Source organism: Enterococcus sp. AMC1251, from assembly GCF_058216535.1.
In genome coordinates, this window is the sequence record NZ_CM177098.1 from 889,434 (window position 1) to 911,120 (window position 21,687).

Sequence of the window (21,687 nt, forward strand, 5' to 3'; positions counted from 1 at the left end):
ATTAATTCATACGTGTAGTATAACAAAATACGAAATGAATAGTAAGTCTAATTTAAAAATATTATATAGAAATTAAGAAAGCTTTCTACGTTAAGCGATCGTTAAATCAATCTCAACTGGGCAATGATCGCTCCCGGTAATATCTGTATGGATTTTGGCATCTTTCAACGCATTTTTTAATTCTGCAGAAACAACAAAATAATCAATTCTCCATCCAGCATTATTTTTCCGAGCATTAAAACGATAGCTCCACCAAGAATAAACGCCTTCTTGGTCAGGATAGAAGTAGCGGTACGTATCGATAAAACCACTGTTCAATAATTCAGTGAACTTTTCACGTTCCTCCGGTGTAAATCCAGCATTCTTTTGATTTGTTTTCCAGTTTTTCAAATCAATATTTTGATGGGCAACATTTAAATCACCACAAAGAATTACTGGTTTCTCTTTGTTCAATTCATTTAAATAGTTACGAAAAGCATCTTCCCAAGTCATCCGGTAATCTAAACGTTTCAATTCATTTTGCGAATTTGGTGTATAACAAGTGATCATAAAGAAGTTAGGGTACTCTAATGTAATCAAGCGACCTTCTTGATCGTGTTCTTCAAGTCCCATGCCGTATCGAACGCTTGTCGCTTCTTCTTTTGCAAAAATTGCTGTACCTGAATAACCTTTTTTTTCAGCATAATTCCAGTATTGGTGATAACCAGGTAAGTCTAAATCAATTTGTCCTTCTTGTAATTTGGTTTCTTGCAGACAGAAAAAATCTGCATCTAATTCGTTGAAGACGTCCATAAAATTTTTTTTAACAACAGCACGCAAGCCGTTAACATTCCAGGATATACATTTCATTTTCATAACTCCTATCTAAACATAATCTACTTATTGTTTTACTCTATCTTAGTTTAACATAAGGCGTATTGAATGTATGGAAAGTTGTTCATTTACTTTTTGGTAAGATGAGACATTACTTTTCTTTCACGAGCTAACTTTTCGGTTTTGATTTGTTCAGCTTCCACCAAACGGATAAATTCTGTAAAAAAAGCGTGGAACAAATGACCACAAGCATAATATTCTTTGATGACTTTTTTCTTGTTGATCGGACCCGTTCGGAATTGAAAGAAATGATCTAATACGGCAAGCGGTTCTTGCCAAGAGTCAAAATGATCTAGTAACTCTTGTAAATCAGTAATATCTTGATAGGGGATTGCTTTTAGGGTATGTAACTCGTTTTTCATAAGGGTTCTCTCCTTTTTTAAAGCGCTGAATTTCGTGCTTCAGCGCTTCTTAATGTACGCATTGACTTAGGCAACTTATTAAATTAGCGGTAGAAATGACTTGTGGATGCTCATTGTCAGTCTGGTAGAATTTCTAGCGCCTTCTTTTTGGGATAAAACAAAAAACGCTATTGGAGCAGTCAGTGAGAAAAAGGCACTTTTGCAACAACTTCCTAAAAATGCCTCAATCCGAAAAGTGCATTGATTCCTTTTTAGTCCAGTTGCTCAAAACGTAACGACTTTTTATCATCCTAAAACTACCAATACCGCCATCAATGATCTAGAAAAAGTATGCAGACTTTATTAAGTACATGATTTTAACAAAAAGTTTCCAGACAGACTAGAAAATTCCAGTAAAATTAGGTACAATAAAGAATGCTAGGACTTTGTGCTAGCAATTGGCAACTTGTATAGATAGTTTGCTCTGTCTATGCAAGCCTTCATCAGTTGGTTGTCGCCAAGTGATGAAGTGCCTTTTTGCTTTGCACCACCACGACTGACCAAAGGGCAGAGTGGATGATGCAAAGTACAAGGTGAACGAAGTGAACGTTGTCTCCTTGTCTTATATCTATAATTGATCATTTGTTTTAATTTGAAGTGAACCTCCTTTACTTGAATTTGTAGAATAGAAAAAACGATATCAGGAAATTTCCCAATATCGTCAACAATAGTCTCTAAAAATCATCTACCACTTCTTCTAAAATAGCCCAAAAGTTAACAAACCTATGGCAAAATAGGTAAACTTTAGGTACAAGAAAGAAGCTAGTACATGTTGCTAGCACTATTGGCAACTTGTTTGGGCAGTTTGCTCTGTCTTTACAAGGCTTCGATTATTTGGTTGTCGCCAATTAATGAAGTGCCAATTTATTTTATATTCTGATTTGAACAGCTCGTTTACAGATGGGCTGTTCTCTTTGTTCTATTCTACCTCCTAAGTATATACGAAAAGAATGCGAACACGCAACCTAATTTTCCTCTTAAACGCCATTAAATAACACGAAAAATCGTTTCCTTATATATAATATAAAATAACAGAAAAATATTTTTATTTTCCAAATTGGAAGTTATAGACTTGCAATTTTTTGTTTGATAAAGAAATTAATGTTAGAGATAGATATAAATATGTCATTTACTTCAATATTTTATTAAGATATAATGGATATTAGGTTAAAAAATACAAAGGAGTATGAAAAAATGATTGATGTTAACGGTGCAGAAGCACAGAATCAGGCGACCAAGATTGGTCAAGCTAACGATAAATTAACGATCTCCCAAACCGTAACCTTTTCTTCTGGGACAACGGTGCCAGGAAATGCCACAGCAACTACTACTTTTGAAGAATTTAAAACCTCTTCCACAACAATCCAACAACTGTTAAATCGTGATGTAGCGAATATTCACAGCGCTGTGGCAGCGTTTGAACGAGCAGATTCCCAAACGAAACAGTTATTTGATAGACCCTTTACAGGTTTGATGAAATAGCGAGGGATTGAAGCGTTTAACTTAAGGAGTGGATGATATGAAAGAGGACGACATTAGAAAGAAGCGAATTGAAAACGAAGAAAAGCAAGAAGAAACTGTTCAGATTAGCCTATTACTAGAACGCAAAATGGAAGAATATGGACAGCTAGCTACGAGGGAACGGATACAAAATGAACGGATATTAGCTTATTTTCATGGACAAGAAGAATTTTCATTTTTTGAAGATATTGTTGAAGAAGCTCGTATAGAAGAACGCCGATTTTTTGATGAAATGAACGAAGGTCAGGAAAGAGTAAACAAGGAAAAACGACAATTAGAAGAGTATTCCGAAACCTTGTATGAAGCAGAATTACAAGTGCTCAGAGAGGAGGATGATGACCGTGGTCAAAATGGTGGTTGGTGAAGTCCAAACTCAAACAGAACAAATAAAATCATATGCTAAAATGTATAGTCAGGCATTGGAATCTGTTTCAACCGCAACGCAAGGGATTCAGTTAGCGGTAGGAATGAGCGGAGAAGGAATGGATGCCATAAAATCCGTATCTCTCAAGCGTTTATCCAGCCCTATGTAAAGCAGCGATTCTTCATAGTGAGGCGGTTGTACAAGCGAATGAACAATATGTGGAAGCCTACATCTCTCAGTGTGGTAGTGAAGATTTAGATTCCGAAGAATTACAAGAGCAAATCGATGAAGCTGACAAACTGATCCAAGGGTTTCAATCGTCAAAAGACAGCTATACTCAAGCCAAACAAAATTTATCAGACGACAAAGATAAATTAATGGGCATGATTTTCCAAGCCGCAATCACTATAATGGATGCAGGCATCACACGTAATCAAGCGAAGAAAGCCAAAATAGAGGAAAAACTTCAAAAATTCCTTGCATTTTGTGACGAGTCTACCAGTTATTTTGATGGGTTGAGTGATACAGGAAATTTGCTTTCAAAAGGGATGCAAGCTTTAGGTGTTAACGGTGACGGTAGTATTGGTCCTGGGAGTTGGAACGGCAAAGGATTTTCTTTGAAGGATACATCTTGGATGAAAGACGTGAATCTAAGATGGACAGAGCGAGAATTCAAGAATACAAAGTATGAAGTGAAAATGCGGATGGACGAATTTGGAAATCCTATTTACGAAGTGTATAAAAATGGTAAACTTGATTCTGAGGCAACCTTAGAGTATATTGCATTGATGGCAGAGCTTCGGTTAAGAGAGTTAGACAATTTCTTGAACAGTCCGATTGGAAAAGTTTATACAGCTGTTGTAGGAATGGTATTCTTCTATGGTGGAGCCAAATTTATTGTTAAGGGGATTGTAGATTTAGGGAATGGTCTAGCCATGGCATATGGAATGGATGCGGCAACAGGGCAAATGATTCCTGTGCTTGTCAGAAGTGATGGATTGGTCATTTCTGAGGTGATTCAATCTGTGTCGGCGGGTGTAGCACAGGCGATTACAGGGATAGGAATTAGCGCTATTGGCGGTGGTGACTCACTACTTGGTGCCAATGGGACTCAAGTAACTAGTAAAACGATGTGGCAAAATGGAACGACTGAACGTGTGGATGTTGAAAATCAAGCTCCTGGTAAACGCCCCGGAAATGTACATTATCATGAACCAAATAACACTAAATGGAGATATGATGTGGAATTGAAAAAATTTATTGATCCTGAAACTAAAGAAATTGCTCCCAAAAGGATACAAAAAGTTTTAAAAGATCCAAAAGTACAAAAAGCAATTGAGAAAGCATTAAAAATTTTAGGAGAATAAGAATGATAAAAAATGATGCAATGAAAAAAATAATTGAACATACGAATAGTATTAGTGAGGATGATAGAATTAGTGTATCTGTTAAAGAAATGCAGGAACTCTTTAACATAACAGTTAAAAAAATGTATGATTGTTTGTTACTCTCAAATAGAGAAACGGCTATATCTAAAGAACAATTTAGCCAAGCAGTACTTTCATATGGAGATAAGACAGGATATGAAGCAAGTATCAATGAGCGGAGAATAATTGATTTTTTTGATAGTCCGCTAACTGTAAGTGAACAGTATAAAATTGGACGACTATATGTAAAATGTTTAAATAATAGACTATCTCTAATGACAAATAATGAACTAGTTTATTTATTTGATTTTAACGATGACATTTTAACTGTTCGTTTTCACCAATTAAGAAAAGATGAAGGGATTTTCTTTGGAGATGATCTTCACCAGTTTATAGAACCTGTAGGAGTCTTAATGAGTGACGAACTATCTCCTAATATAATTGAGAATAAAGAAGTGAATTAGAATCGCAACAGAGAGAGCTTATTTATTTTAGCAGTTTGTTTGAAAGATAAAGGAGTGTTTTCTGATATGCAAAATAGTAAATTAAAAAAAATTCAACAGGAATCAGAAAAAATAGAAAAGTTACCAATTCATACAGATTATATTAGAATTCAGAATTTTTTCAATATTAGAATTCAGAATATATATGACTGTCTTATTCTCGAAGAAGAAGATTTAAATGTGACTGAGAAAAATTTTGCTAATTTATTAACTATTTATGGAGATAAAACTGGATATGAAGCTTCAAATACTGAAATTCGTATCATTGATTTTTTTCCTGACCAACATTTAACTACTGCTGAGCAGTTTTATATCGCTAAATCATGGATGCAGAACATATTAGAAAGGATTAAAAACCTGTCTGATAAAAGTATCGTATTCATTTTTAGCTATGATAATCAAATTTTAACAGTTCGCTTCCATCAAAAAAGAGACGGTGAATTTTGGCTAGCTGATCCCAATTCATATGAAGAACCAGTGGGGTACTTTATTAGTAATGAAACTTAGTTCGGTTGAGAGACTATTCTTTGAATTGAGTACAAAAAACAATTTTATAGTTATCGTATTTTTTTAGCTGTTTTTTTAATTCTATTTCGATGAGTTATTTAAAGGAACACTATCCAGCATCATATAACTTCATTAGAAGTCTTGAAGAAAGCCAAAATAATTATCAAAATTATGTAAAGTAAAGGAAATTGAAGGATGAAACAAAGAAGAATCAGGTTAGTGTTTACTGTAATTTTATGTATTCTTATAATTGTCCCTATGTATTTTAGAATCAGTCAATATTTAACAATCAAAAATGTTTATGATGAAATTTATTATGATGAACGTAGAGCAATTAATACGTCTTTTTTGGGTAGAGGAAATGTTTCGTTAGGTAAAGTTGATGGTATAGCGAGTTGGAATAGAGCAGTCGTTTTTGACGAGAAATTTCCTGTTAGCGAAAAATATGATAAAAAGTCATTGCCAACTAACATGACAAATATGTCTCTTAGTTTTTTCTTTTCTGAAAAAAGACTGAATATTAGTTTTGGTTATGTCTTATCCGAGTCTGTTTCTATTAGATTCTACAATCAATATTATGTGGGGAAAGTGAATTAGTTAGAAGTATATATTTTGTAGACGGACAAAATAAGATTAGTGAAAAAAATAAGGTAAAAGAATACTTAGATAAATATAATATCGATAAAGACATACTTGAACAATTTTATAAGAAAGGTATGGATGATATTCTTCTTAAAGATTGGTTTTCAGTTCATAAAAGGCGTTTTTTTTAAAAAATTTAGGAGAATTAATTATTAAGGATGAACTTTTTTCAGATTTATAATGATGGTTAGGATAGCTATATCTTCAATTTTAATGAATCTGTGGCTTCTTATGAATGTAAAAAAAGATAGTGATGGCGATATCGGTTATGTAATGAGAAGAAAATTACCTTATGATCAGGTGCGTAATAAATAGTAATCAGAAGTAAGAAAAAAGAGTTCTCAATCAGAATTCTTCTCGAAATACGAAAATTTAGCAGATGTAAAACAACAAATACTAGCTGATTTGAATATAAACACAATGGAAGAATTAAAGCAAAAGCAACCAGATGCATATCAATTTATTAAAAATCTTGAAAATAAGACCAATGAATTAGGGGCATTTTAATGAAAAAGAAAACGATAGCAACAATTGTTATAAGTTCTGTAATTATTATGGTTTGTATTTTAGGAGGAATAAAATTGAAAGAATCAATGCAAGTTAAAAATGTTTTTGATGAGATGTATTATTCAGAATGGAAAGAACTAAATTTTTCAGAGAGCAAGGGGTTACCCAATGTGGAGCAAATCGAACATCGGGATAGAAAAAATGCTGATTTAAAAAATAGTGTAGGACCTGTTATTGAAAGGTATAAAAGTAATTTTTTAGGAAAAAATGAGTCGCTTATATTTGGGTTTGATTTCTCTGAAAAAAATTATTAATTAGTTTTGCGAAGACCATAACATCGGAGCTTTTATACAGAATCGATTTCTCTTACTCTATTTCAGAGAAACTATTAAAACAAAATGTTGTTATATTTGATGAGACAAAAGATACATACACAATAACTAATCCTCGGGAAATAGAAAAATACCTTGATAAATACCAGATATCAAAAGATTTTTTAAAGGATAAATCTAATGAAGTTTTATATCACACTGTAATCAAAGATTGGATAAATACTTATCCTAATCATTTTTCTGTAAAAGATATAGGCGAAGTTGACATTGAAAAAGATGAGTTTTTGAAGTAGATGAAGAAAAGATTAATCATTGTTTTCATACTCCTGATAACTATTTGGGTCGGGTACAAGAGTTTGGAGTATTTGAAAATTAAAAATGTATTTGATGAAATTTATAGTGGAGAATATGATGATCTTGGTTATGTTTTAAATCCCAAAGGGTTTCCAAAGATGAAACAGATTGAACGGTGGGACAGAAAAACAGCAGATACTAATAATGTTGCAGGTCCAATAATTGAGAGTTATAAAGAAGAATTTCTGGGAAATGGCGAGTCGTTATCAATTAGTTTTATGTTTTCTAAAAAGAAATACTACATTGAATATACCGAAAAAATTTCTCCCGAAGTTTCTATTTATTTTACGTATACTTATTTTTTTAATGATAAGGTAATCAAAGAAAAAGTTTCTTTTTTAGATAATACAAAAGAAAATCATACGATAACAAATTATAGTGAAATAAAGAAATATTTAAGTGAATATAATATATCTAAGAGTGTACTAAAGAAAAAAGCTTATGATATTTTATATGATAGAGTAATCAAAGATTGGACGAATACCTATCCTAGCCGCTTTTCTGTAAAAGACATAGGTGAAGTTACTATTGAAAAAGATCAGTTATTAAATAGACGAAGAAAAAATAATCGTGGTTTTATACTCTTGATAACCATTTGGACCGGGTACCAGGGTTTGGAGTATTTGTAAGTCAAAAATGTATTTGATGAGATGTATTACACCAAAATTAAAAATATTCAAAAACAAAAAGCAACTGGATTTTCTGAATTGAGAATAAAAAACTTAATTATTAATCGGAACTAAGGGAGTGCAGAAATAGAATCACTATCTCAATTTGGTTTTGTTAGAAAGTCCTTTAATTTCAGACAAATCCTCACAATCAATAGTATAATACTCATATCAACTATTGATCGTGAGGGAATCATATGAAAATTGGAATCATCGGCTTAGGAAATATCGCGCAAAAAGCATATCTACCTGTGTACTCTCAACTAAGAGACCAAGCAACGTTTATTTTATCTACTAGAAATGAACAAACTCGAAAAGAAATCAGTGAAAAATATGGCTTCAACGAAATGGTTGCTTCTACAGAAGCGTTGATTGACGCTGGAATATCGGCTTGTTTCGTCCATGCAGCAACTAAAGTTCATGGTCAATTAGTAAAACAACTATTAAAAGCTGGCATTCACGTTTTCGTGGATAAACCTTTAAGCGAGAACTTATCAGAAGTCAAAGAAATCCAAACTTTAGCAACAGAAAGAAATCTCCTTTTGATGGTCGGATTTAATCGCCGTTTTGCACCATTTGTAGAAAAACTAAAAACAGTTGACAATAAAAATATGCTATTGATCCAAAAAAATCGAATCGCCTCAGAATCTACAGCTAATTTTGTGATTTACGATTTATTTTTACATGTAGCTGACACGCTTGTTTATCTACTAGATGATGAGATTCGACATGTCCAAACCAAAATTATCGAAGAGAACAATCAATTAAAAAGAGCTATACTTCATGTAGAAACAGAAACTGTAACAGCAATCGCCTCAATGAATCTTTATGCTGGTGCAAACACTGAAACCTATCAACTTACAAGCTCAGACGGAACGTTAATTTTAGAAAATCTAACAGACTTAACAATCAAAAATCAGCTAGGAACGCAACAAAAAAACTTCGATGATTGGGTAACGACGCTAGAAAAGAGAGGTTTTCAGCAAATGGTAGAGGAATTTATCAAAGCCGTTCAAACAAATGACGCTTCTCATTTAAAACAAGAAAAAGTCTTCACGAGTCATGAACTGTGTGCAAAAATGTTACGAAAACATCAAGAACATATTTTATAGACTCAGACTAGAAAGTTTCTCGTTGGCATGCTAGAATAAGTAGGATGTTTGAAAGAGAGGAACGACTTTCGATGAATAAAATTGAAATGATAGATGAACTAAAAGATATAACGTTACTTTTTGATGAACCATTGATGAATTTCACCTTCACTAAAACAGGTGGTCCTGTAGATGTTTTAGCTTTTCCAAAATCAAAAGATGAAGTAACCGCTCTGGTCAAATACTGCAAAAGTCATGAAATTCCTTGGCTTGTTTTGGGCAATGCTAGTAACTTGATTGTACGAGACGGCGGGATTCGTGGAATGGTGATTATGTTGGAACATATGAAAAAAATGTCTGTTTTAGAAGATCAGATTATCGTTGAAGCAGGAGCGAAATTGATTGATACAACATATGTTGCTTTAAAGCATGATCTGACAGGGTTTGAATTTGCTTGTGGTATTCCTGGAAGTATCGGCGGAGCGGTTTACATGAATGCAGGAGCTTACGGTGGAGAAATCAAAGATGTTTTTGCAAGTGTCGATGTGTTGCTGGAAGATGGTACAATCCGAACCTTCACAAATGAAGAGATGGCATTTTCTTATCGTCATAGTGTGATTCAAGACATGCATTGTATTGTTTTGGAAGCAACATTTTCTCTAGAAAAAGGGGAACATGCTATAATCAAAAGTCAAATGGATGAATTAACAGAACTTAGGGAATCCAAGCAACCGTTAGAATATCCATCTTGTGGCAGTGTCTTTAAACGACCAGAAGGATATTTTACTGGAAAGTTAATCCAAGATGCTGGATTACAAGGAATGAAATGGGGAGGCGCTCAAATTTCTGAAAAACATGCTGGTTTTATCGTAAATATTAATCAGGCGACAGCGACAGATTATGTAGAATTGATTACATATATTCAGCAAGTGATTAAAGAAAAGTTTGATGTTGTCTTGGAAACAGAAGTACGTATTATTGGTGAAGAGCGTTAAAAAAGAAATTAAGATATTGGGACGGAAACAACCTTGAGAAATAGGATGAGTTGCGTCTGTCCTAGCCGTTTATTCGGTATTTTTTTAGTTATATGTACTTGCTGATTTTTGTTTTTTCAAAATTAGGCTACAGAGCATATAAGTGTGTTTCACTTTTTATAGAATTAAAATATCTTTTAAGTTCGTAGGGCCAATTTGGATTGGGGATTTGTTGTCTAGAGTTTTAGTATCAAAACAGTCTATGATCTTGTCTGGAGATATAATGTCATAGAATATGGGTTTGTTTTGTTCCCTGAATATTGCGAAAGAACCGATATTGGATAAATTTACTATAAAGCAAAAGGCAAAAGCGTTTAGCTCCGAGAAATAAGAGGGAATGCACGAAAAGTGCTTGTCAAATTTTTGTGACCAAGTAGGTACTATTCTACATCAGCTCGTACCTCGCTGTGTTTCACAGCAATTTCAGCTTATTTCCAAAGCCTTCAAAACTTAGTGCTTTAGCACTTAGAATTTGATGTGATCGGAGCGAAGCGTAGTCGCTGCTTTTTTCTCGCCGTTTATTCGGATTTAGAGCGCGAAACAAAACTGATCTTTCGTTTTGTCCCACGCTCATCTTTAACTTTTATTCAGTATTCGCTTGTAAATCTTCAATCTCAACAACTTTAAGGTTCTTGCGCTCTAAATTCTCAACAATCACAGCACAAATTTCTTCTGTTGTTTCTGCAGGTAAAGTAATCAATGTACGGCGGATAAATTCATCCTCACCAATATCCAATGTAATACAGCTGGCGATACTACTGTGTTTTGCAATGATTTTTGTCATAGCAGCCAAATCCCCTTGTTTACCTGTCGTAGCAATTGTCAAAACATAACTACCACGTTGAATGTTCCAAGATTGTGCTAGTATATTCAATAACGTACTATGTGTTAAGATGCCGTAAAAATAATTATTTTCATCTAATACGGCGATATAAGGTAATTCTTTGATTGTAAAAAAAACCTTGAAAAATGAAGTGTTCACAAAAATAAATTTTGTAGCGTTCTTCAATAAATATGTGACTGGTAAACTCATGTCACCACCGTTTGCTTTGTGACGATAGATGTGCATTTTATAGATGTTTCCTCTAAAAATCTTTTCCGATTCATCTAAGATCGGTACACAACGATAACCTGAATCTTCAAGAATTTTCAAAGCTTCTTCTAAAGTGCAAGATTCACTGACTGTTGTAAGATTTTTCTTTTTAATAACAACGGATTTTAATAACATGTCTTGACCCCCCGTAGGTTAAATTCTTATAGCAAACTAATGATAACATAATTTGAAAGAAAACCATAGTTTCTTGATATAGTGGAAGGTTTTAATTTATTTGTATATTAAGAAATTAAAAGTAATGATTAAATAACATGAATTAAAACGAAGCCATAAGAGATATATCCTATGTTTTTTGCTGATTATTTTGTTTGAATGATCGATCAAAATATAGAAACATATTTTTGCAGAAGCAATAAAGAAATTTAATTAAAAAAATGCGGCTTTACTTGATATACTTCTGGAGCTAAAAAATCGTCTGATTGGTAATCTAAAAAACGGTGGATAATGCTATAGAATCTATTGGCAAATGGGGAGGGCTAACTACGGAAATGTTAGTGATATAATTAAATCTAAAAGGAGTATATATTTAATTTTATGGGTAAAAAACTCTGCTCGTGACAATCCAACTTGCCGAATAAAGATAATAGAAACTTTATCGAATCATGCTTAAAAAGGGCAATCAAAATAATCCTACAAATAGTATATCTATTGACTATTCACTAGATAAAGATCCCCTCAATGAGTTTGGAAGCTCTGATATCCCAAATACAATTTAAAAAAAATGATAATTCCATGTATTTTGTTGCTGATGTTTCCATCATAGGAAATGAGTCTCCTAATTCAAACGTTCTATGGGCGTTGGGCTACGCGATTGCAAAATTGGGTTGGGAAAGAATAATCTGTATTTTCAATTTGAACTATGAGAAAGTTGAGCAACTCCCTTTTGATTTAAGGTTTCATAGAATATAAACTTACCATTCTGAGAAACCCATGGATAAAGAAAAAATCACTGGAATAATCACTGATACTATTCAAAACAGCCGTACCTTGGTTGATGGAAAAATTGTAGTATACTATAAGTAGTACACCGTAAGTTTTCTAGGTGATTTTTGAAAAAATAACGGCTTGAAATGCCTTTTATTTTATTCTGTTTTCAATCTAAATTTAATGAAGTAGTGTTTACCGTCAACAACTCGACACATACGTTTATCGAGTTGTTATTGACATTTTACCAAAAAAATGATAATGTTATTGAGTAAATTTGTGAATAGAGGAGGTTGAACAATGGCAACAAAAAAATCAGCACTTGCTTGTTCAGATTGTGGCTCCAGAAACTATTCTAAAGCTGTCAGTGAAGGAAAACGTGGAGAACGGTTAGAAATTAAAAAATTCTGTAAATACTGTCAAAAATACACGTTACATAAAGAGACGAAATAGAATAAGAGGAGGAGTTCAAATGAAATTTTTACGTAGTGTTAAAGATGAGATGAAGCAAGTTACCTGGCCATCAAAAAAACAATTACGCAAAGACACGTTGGTTGTTATTGAAACATCAATTATTTTTGCAGCGTTATTCTTTGTAATGGATACAGCGATTCAAACTGTTTTTGGTTGGATCCTTAAGTAATTCAAACTAGTATTTCGTTAAAAATAGTGCTATAATAGCAGATGAGGAAAGACTTCGGGGAACTGAGGTTTTTTTATTTTCACATGAAAAAAGAAGATGAGTATCAAGGATCTGCTTGCTACTCTTAATTTATCGTTCTACCCACTAATAAATCTAAAGGAGCCGAAACAGAAATGGAATCATTTGAAAAGAATTGGTATGTATTGCATACATACTCAGGTTACGAAAATAAAGTAAAAGCAAATATTGAATCACGTGCGCAAAGTATGGGTATGGGAGATTTCATTTTCCGTGTAGTTGTTCCAGAAGAAACAGAGACAGAAGTAAAAAATGGTAAATCAAAAGAAATCGTTCATAAAACATTCCCAGGCTATGTGTTAGTGGAAATGACGATGACAGATGATTCTTGGTATGTAGTTCGTAATACACCAGGTGTTACAGGGTTTGTCGGCTCACATGGTGCCGGAAGCAAACCAGCGCCATTATTACAAGAAGAAATTAATCACATCTTGCGTTCAATCGGTATGAGTGCACGTCAATCTGATTTGGATGTTGCATTAGGTGATACAGTTCGTATTATTGAAGGTGCTTTTTCTGGTCTTGAAGGTGAAGTAACAGAAGTCGATGAAGAACGTCAAAAATTAAAAGTAAATATCGACATGTTTGGTCGTGAAACAAGTACAGAATTAGATTTTGAACAAGTAGATTCAATTCAATAGAAGATAGAATATGAGAGAGTGGAGCAAAACTAACCATAGTTTTGTCCTGCTCTTTTCTTACTATAATGATGCGTGAAAAGGTGAGAAAATGAAAACAAAGAAGTGGTATTTGCTAGCAACTATTTGTGTCTTATTATTTTTGGCGGGTTGTACTAGTAAGGAAACCTTTGATAATGAAAATCAGCCAGTCAATAGGAATTCTGCGACCAATGAAATGAACCAAAGATCATCTATCCCTACGATGTTTATTCATGGATATGGTGGTGGTAATAACTCTTTTGGCCGCATGATCAATCGAATGGAAGGTGAAGATCATACTAAAAAAGAACTAGTTTTGACCGTTAGCGTTGAAGGCGCGATCCAAGCAAAAGGAAAACTGATGGGTAAAGAAACTAATCCAAGCATTCAAGTTCTTTTTGAAGATAATAAAAACAATGAATGGAATCAAGCGGAGTGGATCAAGAATTGTTTGACATACATTCGAGATAATTATGGCATAATGCAAGTCAATTTAGTAGGTCATTCAATGGGCGGAGCGAGCTCGTTACGTTATTTAACTACATTTAGTGATGATATAGACCTTCCAAAGATCAATAAATTTGTCGGTATCGCAGCACCATTTAATAATTTTGTAGAGTTATCTAACGGAGAGACGATTGATGATGTTATCAATAACGGTCCTACAGTTCAAAGTGAACGGTATGCTGACTATGTCAACGGAATCGAAAAAGTATCGAAAGATATGAAAGTTATGATCATTGCAGGAGATGTAGAAGATGGCAGTTTAAGTGATGAAGCCGTTCCTGTTGCAGATGCACTAAGCGTTGTTTCATTGTTTAAAACACACGGCAATGACGTACAAGAAAAAATCTTTTATGGAAAAACTGCGCAACATAGCCAGCTTCACGAAAATGAAGAGGTAGACCAACTTGTTGCAGATTTTTTATGGAAATAAACAATTAAAACAAATCAATTGATAGTGAAGAATACTAAGAACATTAAAATGAAAAACAGTGCAAAAACGACTAAAGAATCCGAAGTGGTGTTTTCTCACCTTGAAACCTAAGATAGGTGGTTAAAAATATCTGTCTTTGAGTTTTTTTAAATGAAAAAATCAAATGGTACCTGTTCCTAAAAAATTGGAACAGGTACCATTTGGCTTTATTAGACTAGACAATCTTTGATTATCAGATATAATAACTTAAATTATTTAAATTCTTTTGACGTTGATATATGCGGATATCAATGATTCAAACGTTACAAGGGTTCGTCCAAAAAATAACTGTGGTTGAGCAATATTTGTTGAAAATGGACTATATGAATCAGTCGAAAATACCAAGTGAGCAGCGGTAGCAAGCGAGGTATTTTTATTACCTAAAAAAGCAATAATTGTATTATTTCCTTTTCTAGCAAGTTCCACTGTTTTTTTCAATGAATCTTCTTCACCGGAATGAGAAACAATTAAAAAAAGAATATTCTGATTATTCCGATTTCTTATTAATTGCGTATGCGCAGTAGTCACGTTTGGAATATAATGAAAATTCAAGACTTCACTAATGTAATTAGAAATATGTGAAGAAAATCCTTCTCCAAGAACAATGACTAAGTTTTTTTTGTTTTTTTCGATTAATTGACAAAATTGATTGATTTCAGCGATGGAAGGTAGAATTTCATTCAAAATAGGAGCTGGTAAATGTGATTCTTTGATCTTATAAACTAATTCACTGTATCCAGATAAATTTAATTTTTTAGCTAAACGGACGACTGACGTAGGAGACGTAAAACAATCTTTAGCAGCTTTTCTAATATTTAAGTCACAAGTTTTCCCGCATTGTTCATCCAAATAAGTAAGAATCTGTAACTCTGTTTTGGTTAAATGGTACATCTCTTTTAAGTGATCTAGATTCATTGTGTAACCTCCCTTGATATGAATATAAATAATTTTAGCAGAAAAACAATTTTTGTGGAGTTAAATCAAAAAAATGAGGTGTTTTTAAATGAAAATCAGAAAAAATAAGACGTTATTGCTAACAGTAGCTGCATTTCTGACTTTATCGGGATGTTCAGGAGGAAAAAACGCAGCAACAAAAGAGAAAGAGCAAGTGTTTCGTGTGGGGATCGATTCAGAATTATCGACAGCCGATGTTTCTTTGGCAATGGATAATACAGCTTGTAGTGTAATGAGTCAAATTGGTGAAGGTCTATTTTCTTTTGATGAAAAAGGTGAGGCTGTTCCAGCACTAGCAACGGAGAAAGTAGAACCATCAGCAGACGGGTTAACATATACCTTTGCTCTTCGAAACGATGCAAAATGGAGTAATGGTGAACCAATCATTGCCAAAGATTTCGAGTACTCATGGAAGCGAACGGTAGATCCAGCAACAGCTTCTCCACAAGCGTATTACTTTGAAGGAATCAAAAATTATAAAGCTATTGCAGACGGTACAAAAGATAAAAATGAATTAGGAATCAAAGCTACCGATGATCAGACTTTAGAAGTAAATCTAGAGTATCCGATGAGTTATTTCCAACAATTACTTGCAGTGCCAGCTTTTTTTCCACTAAATGAAAAATTTGTAGAAAAAACAGGTAAAGCTTATGGGACGAATGCAACGAATACCTTATATAACGGTCCTTTCACAATGGTAGGTTGGGATGGCACTAACAATACTTGGTCCTACGTTAAAAATAAAGAGTATTGGGACAAAGACGCAGTTAAATTAGATAAGGTTGAAGTGCAAGTAATCAAAGAAATTACGACTGCTAAAAATCTTTTTGATGACAGTCAACTAGATGAAGTAAAAATCACAGGTGAGATAGTGGCTCAAGAAAAAGATAACGAAGCTCTTAAAATTCGAGAAGTACCGGGCACGTATTATATTCAGCTAAACACAAAAAAAGCTCTTTTTGCTAATTTAGACGCTAGAAAGGCTATTGCTTTAGCGTTAGACTCAGAAAAACTAGCCAAAAATGTATTAAATGATGGATCAAAAAAAGCTCTTGGTTTTGTTCCAACAGGTTTTGTCAATCAAAAAACTGAGAAAGATTTTGCGGAAGAAGTGGGAGATATCAATCCAACAGACGAAGCAAAAGCCAAAGAACTTTGGGGAGCAGCAAAAAAAGATTTAGGAATTAACAAAGCTGAAGTGACGATTTTATGCTCAGACTCAGAAAATGCAAAAAAAATCAGCGAGTATATCCAAGGAACGATTGCTAAGACACTTGAAGGTCTAACTGTTAATGTTTCAGCGGTTCCTTTTAATAATCGTTTAGAAAAAAGCCGCAGCGGTGATTTTGATATTGTTCTTGGTGGCTGGACACCTGTTTATGCTGATCCGATTGACTTTTTGAATTTACTACAAACAGACACTTCTAATAATTTTGGGAAATGGTCAAATAAGGAATATGATCAATTGCTCAAAGATGCCAATAAAAAATATGCGAATGATTACGAAAAACGATGGGATGCAATGAAGCAAGCAGATCGATTGATTGCAGAAGAAGTACCACTAGTCTCTCTTTATCAATTGTCAGAAGCTGACCTGATCAATAATCAGGTCAAGGAATTAACGATGGGACCTTTAGGTTCTGTCTATTATAAAAATGTTTATATTAAAGAATAGGTGAGAAGCAAAATGGAAAAAGATCAAGCCGTAAATTTGATATGCCAACTTTCCAATGCAAATGGCGTATCGGGATTTGAAAATGAAGTTGTCAAGATTGTTCAAACATACACCAAAGAATTTGGAAACCAAAGAGCAGATGGTATGAAAAATCTTTATATGGAAAGGAAGGAAAATACAGGTAAACGACCTCTGATTCAATTTGATGCACATAGCGATGAAGTAGGATTTATTATTCAAGCAATAAAAAAAAATGGTTTGCTGAAATTTTTGCCAGTAGGTGGCTGGATACCAAGTAATATTGCCGCACAAAAAGTTAGGGTAAAAAATCGTCAAGGCAAATATATCACAGGGACTGTTACAAGCAAACCGCCTCATTTTATGACAGATACTGAACGTAATACGGCGTTAACAATAGATGATTTATCGATTGATGTAGGAGCGGTTTCTGAAGATGAAATTGATGATATTTATCAAATTGACATAGGGGCACCGGTTGTTCCAGCAGTAGAATGTGAATATGATGAAACGACAAACAAGTTTTTGGGAAAAGCATTCGATTGTCGCATCGGATGTGCTTGCATGATCGATGTGATGAATGAGCTGAATAAAGAAGAACTTGACTGTGATCTCGTTGCTACATTGACTGTACAAGAAGAGATTGGGATGAGAGGGGCAATTGTTGCAGCTAAACAAGTGGATCCAGACTTAGCTATTGTGTTTGAAGGTTGCCCAGCAGACGATACTTCAGTACAAGATTACTTGATTCAATCTGCTTTAGGAAAAGGACCAATGCTCAGGTATTTCGACATATCGATGATCACCAATCCTGAATTTCAACAATATGCGTTAGAAATTGCTAAAAATTACAATATTCCAGTTCAAGTTTCTGTCAGAAGCGGCGGTGGAACAAATGGGAAAGCTATTAATCAAGTTAAAGGAGCACCTACTATTGTCGTAGGAATCCCAGTCCGATATGCGCACACGCATCATGGTTATGTTGATTATCAAGATTACCAAAATGCTAAAGATTTAGTAGTAAAAATTGTAAAATCATTGGACTATCAAAAAATAAAGAAATTGATGTATCCGTTATAAAAAGGAGGAGTAAGATGAAAATTTATATTTCTTGTGATATTGAAGGCTTGGCTGGAATCGCCACTTTTGATATGGAAAAAGAAGATACTCAGCTTTTTAGAGAATTATATCATCAACATGTTGCTTGGCTGATTGAAGGTATTCAAAAAAGCGATTGTGAGTCAGAAATCGAAGAAATCACCATTTCTGACTCACATAGCCGAGGATTAAACTTATCCTTCAGTCGTCTCGCTGAAATGGATGAACGAATTTCATTAGTTAGTGGTTTTCCTAGAGAAGACTATATGATGAGTGGTTTAGATGAGAGTTACGATTTGGTTTTACTTTTAGGTTATCATGCTGGAATCGGAAAATTACGTGGGAATATGGATCATGGATATAGTGCTCGTGTAGCTTATGATTTGAAAATAAACGGCAACTATATGAATGAAACGACGATCAATGCCGCTTATGCAAGTGAATGCGGCGTTCCTGTGGGATTAGTCATTGGAGAGTCTGGCTTAAAAGAACAACTTCATGATGAAGGAATGATGCCATGGGTTTCTTTTGTCACTACCAAACAGTCTCTAGGACGCTATGCAATCAAAAATTGTCCTGTAAAAAAAGTTAGAACAGAAATCATTCAGCAAACGCAAAATTTGCTGAATAGTGATTTTGATCAAATAAAAAAATATACAATTGTTACACCTGCTATTGTTCGCATGCAATGTGTTACTACAGCTCAAGCTGATAGAATCGAAATGCTTCCAGCTATGAAACGGGTCGATGGTAGAACCATTGAATTTTTGGGAGAATCGATGAAAGACATAATGAATGGGATTGTTGGGATCGTTGGTCTTGGAGGAACAACTTATTAAAAAATGAGCGCACATCAAAAACTAAAAATCAGTTTCATTTCACGCTCTAAACCTGAATAAACGGCGAGAAAAAAGCAGCTATTATGCTTCGTTTCGATCACATCAAATTCTAAATGGTAAAGCACTGAGATTTGAAAGCTTCAGAAATAAGCTTTTGTCTCGATCTAATTTTCAATTTTGGTTGTCGGCTAATTCTTGAGTTAGTCGTTGAGCTGTCGGTGTAACTGCCAAACCACCCTCCGCCGTTTCTTTAAAAATTTGAGGCATTTGACGACCTACTTGATACATCGCAGCTACGACCTCATCTGGTGGAATTACGCTACGAATGCCGGCTAAAGCCATATCAGCTGAAATAAACGCTTGTGAAGAACCTAAAGCATTACGTTTCACGCAAGGAACCTCCACTAGACCAGCTACAGGATCACAAATCAAGCCCATCATATTTTTTAAAGTAATCGCAATCGCTTGTGCGGCTTGATCAGCTGAGCCTCCAGCAGCACACACTAAAGCCGCACTAGCCATCGCGCTAGCGGAACCGACTTCTGCCTGACAACCACCTTCAGCACCACTGATTGATGAGTTGTTGGCAATCACTAGTCCAAAAGCACCGGCAGTAAAAAGAAAATCTAATTGCTGTTCATGTGTGAGCTGTAATTTTTCAATAGCTGCCATTAAAACACCTGGTACAACACCTGCACTTCCAGCAGTCGGCGTTGCACAGATCAAGCCCATATTTGCATTGACTTCATTGACTGCGACAGCATTTCTAACTGCTGTTAAAATCGTTTCTCCACTTAAAAAGTTTCCATTTTGGATATATTCATCGAGCCGAGTAGCATCACCACCAGTAATTCCTGTCACAGAGGTTACACCATCGACTCCTTCTTCGATCGATCGCTTCATGAAGGCAAGATTACGTTCCATTGTTTCGATGATTCGTTCGCGGCTGTGACCGTGACTTTCTACTTCAGTTGCGATCATTAATTCAGCAACTGAAGGGAAATCAACCGCTTCTTTCACTAACTCTTCTATAGATAGAAACATACTAGTTTGCTCCTTTAATTTAGATTAATCAAAATAATTTACACTGTAAATATGAGGGATTTGTACCAAATTCTTTGTGATGCCACCAATATCAGTATGGTCAATTTCAATAATCATGATTGCTTTTTCACCCTTTGATTCACGAGTGACGGTCATTGTACCAATATTGATATTTGAGTCAGATAATAGATTAGTAACTTTAGCGATCATTCCTGGCACGTCTTGATGCACGATGATAAATGTTGGCGTACCCATTGTTAGAGAGATCTTAAATCCGTTTAATTCTGAAATTTGAATATTACCGCCACCGATCGATATTCCCGTGACAGAAAGTTTTCGATCTCCTTTAGAAACCAGTAATTTGACTGAATTTGGATGTTCAGCTTTTTCTTTTAATGGAACAAACAAAACTTCCATTTCTCGTTCATGTGCAATCTTTAAAGAATCAGCAAGACGTTCGTCATCAGGTTCCATATCTAATAAACCGCCAACTAAGGCAATATCAGTTCCATGACCACGATATGTTTTTGCGAAAGACTCATATAAGTAAATATCAACTGTATCTGGTTGTTCGCCAAAAATACTCCGAACGATTTTTCCAATACGGGCTGCACCAGCTGTATGAGAACTACTTGGACCGATCATAACTGGGCCAATAATATCAAAAACACTTTTATAACGTAGATTTTCCATGCTCTATTCACCTATTCTCGTATTTATAATTAGGATTTTTCTAACGAAAGTTTATCACAATTAAAGGGGAGAAACTAGAACTGTAATAAAAATGCGAGAAAAACTTATCTTTTTCTCATTTCTACATTAAGAGCTATAAAGAAAAAATAGAAAACTATTGAAAATTAATAAGAAACAGAGTATACTATTTTAGTGTGCATTTTTTGCACATAAATTTCTTTGATTCGTCAAAGAATGACGTGGGAGGAGAAATCTTCATCTCCAATTAACCACATCACGGACCCAAGGAGGTATGTCTCGTGGCAAAAAAAGTAGAAAAATTAGTTAAATTGCAAATTCCTGCAGGTAAAGCAACACCAGCTCCGCCAGTAGGTCCAGCACTAGGTCAAGCGGGTATCAACATTATGGGATTCACAAAAGAATTCAACGCTCGTACAGCTGATCAAGCTGGTTTAATCATTCCAGTAGTAATTTCTGTATATGAAGATCGTTCATTTACATTTATTACTAAAACACCACCAGCTGCAGTATTACTTAAAAAAGCTGCAAAAATCGAAAAAGGTTCTGGTGAGCCTAACAAAAATAAAGTAGCGAATGTTTCTAAAGATCAAGTGAAAGAAATCGCTGAACTTAAAATGGCAGACCTAAACGCAGCAGACGTTGAAGCGGCTATGCGCATGGTTGAAGGAACTGCAAGAAGCATGGGAATCACTGTAGGATAAGTTATTATTCTAGAGAACCCCAAAGA

25 protein-coding genes and 1 pseudogene are annotated in these 21,687 nt (G+C 34.4%); 20 read left to right on the plus strand and 6 right to left on the minus strand.

What is annotated here, in order from left to right; genetic code table 11:
* Positions 1–90 precede the first annotated feature (90 nt).
* Together AC4BBR_RS04155 and AC4BBR_RS04160 are read right to left on the minus strand one after the other, a co-directional pair.
* Complete coding sequence (locus tag AC4BBR_RS04155) at positions 91–849, minus strand: exodeoxyribonuclease III (RefSeq protein WP_490461307.1); 759 nt, start codon at positions 847–849, stop codon at positions 91–93.
* Between the two features lie 92 nt (positions 850–941).
* Complete coding sequence (locus tag AC4BBR_RS04160; RefSeq protein WP_490461308.1) at positions 942–1,235, minus strand: hypothetical protein; 294 nt, start codon at positions 1,233–1,235, stop codon at positions 942–944.
* Positions 1,236–2,468: 1,233 nt separating this feature from the next.
* Here AC4BBR_RS04160 and AC4BBR_RS04165 point away from each other — a divergent pair.
* The 12 genes and pseudogenes from AC4BBR_RS04165 to murB all read left to right on the plus strand — a co-directional run bounded on the left by AC4BBR_RS04165 (position 2,469) and on the right by murB (position 10,185).
* Entirely contained in the window at positions 2,469–2,756 is a 288-nt protein-coding gene (locus AC4BBR_RS04165; protein WP_071877479.1) for a TIGR04197 family type VII secretion effector, read from the plus strand.
* A gap of 37 nt (positions 2,757–2,793) precedes the next feature.
* Entirely contained in the window at positions 2,794–3,159 is a 366-nt protein-coding gene (locus AC4BBR_RS04170; protein ID WP_490461309.1) for a hypothetical protein, read from the plus strand.
* Entirely contained in the window at positions 3,137–3,328 is a 192-nt protein-coding gene (locus AC4BBR_RS04175; RefSeq protein ID WP_490461310.1) for a hypothetical protein, read from the plus strand. Before AC4BBR_RS04170 ends, AC4BBR_RS04175 begins: the two co-directional genes overlap by 23 nt.
* Before the next feature lie 49 nt (positions 3,329–3,377).
* Positions 3,378–4,526, plus strand: coding sequence for a hypothetical protein (locus AC4BBR_RS04180; RefSeq protein ID WP_490461311.1), 1,149 nt, complete (start codon positions 3,378–3,380; stop codon positions 4,524–4,526).
* Between the two features lie 2 nt (positions 4,527–4,528).
* Positions 4,529–5,050, plus strand: coding sequence for a PM0498 family protein (locus AC4BBR_RS04185; RefSeq protein ID WP_490461312.1), 522 nt, complete (start codon positions 4,529–4,531; stop codon positions 5,048–5,050).
* 66 nt (positions 5,051–5,116) lie between these two features.
* A complete protein-coding gene (locus tag AC4BBR_RS04190; protein ID WP_490461313.1) occupies positions 5,117–5,596 on the plus strand; it encodes a PM0498 family protein in 480 nt (159 codons plus the stop codon).
* Between the two features lie 195 nt (positions 5,597–5,791).
* Complete coding sequence (locus AC4BBR_RS04195) at positions 5,792–6,193, plus strand: TipC family immunity protein (RefSeq protein WP_490461314.1); 402 nt, start codon at positions 5,792–5,794, stop codon at positions 6,191–6,193.
* 8 nt (positions 6,194–6,201) lie between these two features.
* A complete protein-coding gene (locus AC4BBR_RS04200; RefSeq protein ID WP_490462070.1) occupies positions 6,202–6,369 on the plus strand; it encodes a TipC family immunity protein in 168 nt (55 codons plus the stop codon).
* A 375-nt stretch (positions 6,370–6,744) separates the two neighbouring features.
* Positions 6,745–7,370 (plus strand): annotated as a pseudogene (locus AC4BBR_RS04205) (TipC family immunity protein).
* Positions 7,371–8,060 (plus strand): TipC family immunity protein, encoded by a 690-nt coding sequence (locus tag AC4BBR_RS04210; protein ID WP_490461315.1) that lies wholly within the window; start codon positions 7,371–7,373, stop codon positions 8,058–8,060.
* 236 nt (positions 8,061–8,296) lie between these two features.
* Positions 8,297–9,211, plus strand: coding sequence for a Gfo/Idh/MocA family protein (locus AC4BBR_RS04215; RefSeq protein ID WP_490461316.1), 915 nt, complete (start codon positions 8,297–8,299; stop codon positions 9,209–9,211).
* Positions 9,212–9,282: 71 nt separating this feature from the next.
* Complete coding sequence (gene murB / locus AC4BBR_RS04220) at positions 9,283–10,185, plus strand: UDP-N-acetylmuramate dehydrogenase (protein ID WP_490461317.1); 903 nt, start codon at positions 9,283–9,285, stop codon at positions 10,183–10,185.
* Positions 10,186–10,807: 622 nt separating this feature from the next.
* Here the strand turns inward: murB and cbpA are convergent.
* Entirely contained in the window at positions 10,808–11,452 is a 645-nt protein-coding gene (cbpA, locus tag AC4BBR_RS04225) for a cyclic di-AMP binding protein CbpA (RefSeq protein WP_490461318.1), read from the minus strand.
* Between the two features lie 1,110 nt (positions 11,453–12,562).
* On the opposite strand from cbpA, the gene rpmG reads away from it, so the two are divergent.
* The 4 genes from rpmG (at position 12,563) to AC4BBR_RS04245 (ending at position 14,579) form a co-directional block, all read left to right on the plus strand.
* Positions 12,563–12,715, plus strand: a complete 153-nt coding sequence (gene rpmG / locus AC4BBR_RS04230) for a 50S ribosomal protein L33 (RefSeq protein ID WP_010760564.1) — start codon at positions 12,563–12,565, stop codon at positions 12,713–12,715.
* 19 nt (positions 12,716–12,734) lie between these two features.
* Entirely contained in the window at positions 12,735–12,905 is a 171-nt protein-coding gene (gene secE / locus AC4BBR_RS04235) for a preprotein translocase subunit SecE (protein ID WP_086331853.1), read from the plus strand.
* 173 nt (positions 12,906–13,078) lie between these two features.
* Positions 13,079–13,624 carry a transcription termination/antitermination protein NusG gene (gene nusG / locus AC4BBR_RS04240; protein WP_490461319.1) on the plus strand — a complete coding sequence of 182 codons (546 nt, stop codon included), beginning with the start codon at positions 13,079–13,081 and terminating at the stop codon, positions 13,622–13,624.
* Positions 13,625–13,712: 88 nt separating this feature from the next.
* Positions 13,713–14,579: an alpha/beta fold hydrolase gene (locus AC4BBR_RS04245; RefSeq protein WP_490461320.1), complete on the plus strand. Its 867-nt coding sequence runs from the start codon at positions 13,713–13,715 to the stop codon at positions 14,577–14,579.
* Positions 14,580–14,834: 255 nt separating this feature from the next.
* Here the strand turns inward: AC4BBR_RS04245 and AC4BBR_RS04250 are convergent, their stop codons facing one another.
* Positions 14,835–15,533 carry a MurR/RpiR family transcriptional regulator gene (locus AC4BBR_RS04250; RefSeq protein WP_490461321.1) on the minus strand — a complete coding sequence of 233 codons (699 nt, stop codon included), beginning with the start codon at positions 15,531–15,533 and terminating at the stop codon, positions 14,835–14,837.
* Positions 15,534–15,621: 88 nt separating this feature from the next.
* On the opposite strand from AC4BBR_RS04250, the gene AC4BBR_RS04255 reads away from it, so the two are divergent.
* The 3 genes from AC4BBR_RS04255 to AC4BBR_RS04265 are packed head-to-tail and all read left to right on the plus strand — an operon-like array spanning position 15,622 to position 19,202.
* Positions 15,622–17,247, plus strand: a complete 1,626-nt coding sequence (locus tag AC4BBR_RS04255; protein WP_490461322.1) for a peptide ABC transporter substrate-binding protein — start codon at positions 15,622–15,624, stop codon at positions 17,245–17,247.
* Positions 17,248–17,259: 12 nt separating this feature from the next.
* The gene (locus tag AC4BBR_RS04260; protein WP_490461323.1) at positions 17,260–18,345 is read left to right on the plus strand and encodes a M42 family metallopeptidase; all 1,086 of its coding nucleotides are present in this window, start codon (positions 17,260–17,262) and stop codon (positions 18,343–18,345) included.
* A 14-nt stretch (positions 18,346–18,359) separates the two neighbouring features.
* Positions 18,360–19,202 carry a M55 family metallopeptidase gene (locus AC4BBR_RS04265; RefSeq protein WP_490461324.1) on the plus strand — a complete coding sequence of 281 codons (843 nt, stop codon included), beginning with the start codon at positions 18,360–18,362 and terminating at the stop codon, positions 19,200–19,202.
* 171 nt (positions 19,203–19,373) lie between these two features.
* Here AC4BBR_RS04265 and sdaAA read toward each other — a convergent pair whose 3' ends face one another.
* Positions 19,374–20,246 (minus strand): L-serine ammonia-lyase, iron-sulfur-dependent, subunit alpha, encoded by an 873-nt coding sequence (gene sdaAA / locus AC4BBR_RS04270; RefSeq protein ID WP_490461325.1) that lies wholly within the window; start codon positions 20,244–20,246, stop codon positions 19,374–19,376.
* 24 nt (positions 20,247–20,270) lie between these two features.
* Positions 20,271–20,939 (minus strand): L-serine ammonia-lyase, iron-sulfur-dependent subunit beta, encoded by a 669-nt coding sequence (gene sdaAB / locus AC4BBR_RS04275; RefSeq protein WP_490461326.1) that lies wholly within the window; start codon positions 20,937–20,939, stop codon positions 20,271–20,273.
* 299 nt (positions 20,940–21,238) lie between these two features.
* Here sdaAB and rplK point away from each other — a divergent pair, with 299 nt between their 5' ends.
* On the plus strand, positions 21,239–21,661 hold the full coding sequence (gene rplK / locus AC4BBR_RS04280) for a 50S ribosomal protein L11 (protein WP_069645399.1): 423 nt from the start codon (positions 21,239–21,241) through the stop codon (positions 21,659–21,661).
* Positions 21,662–21,687 lie beyond the last annotated feature (26 nt).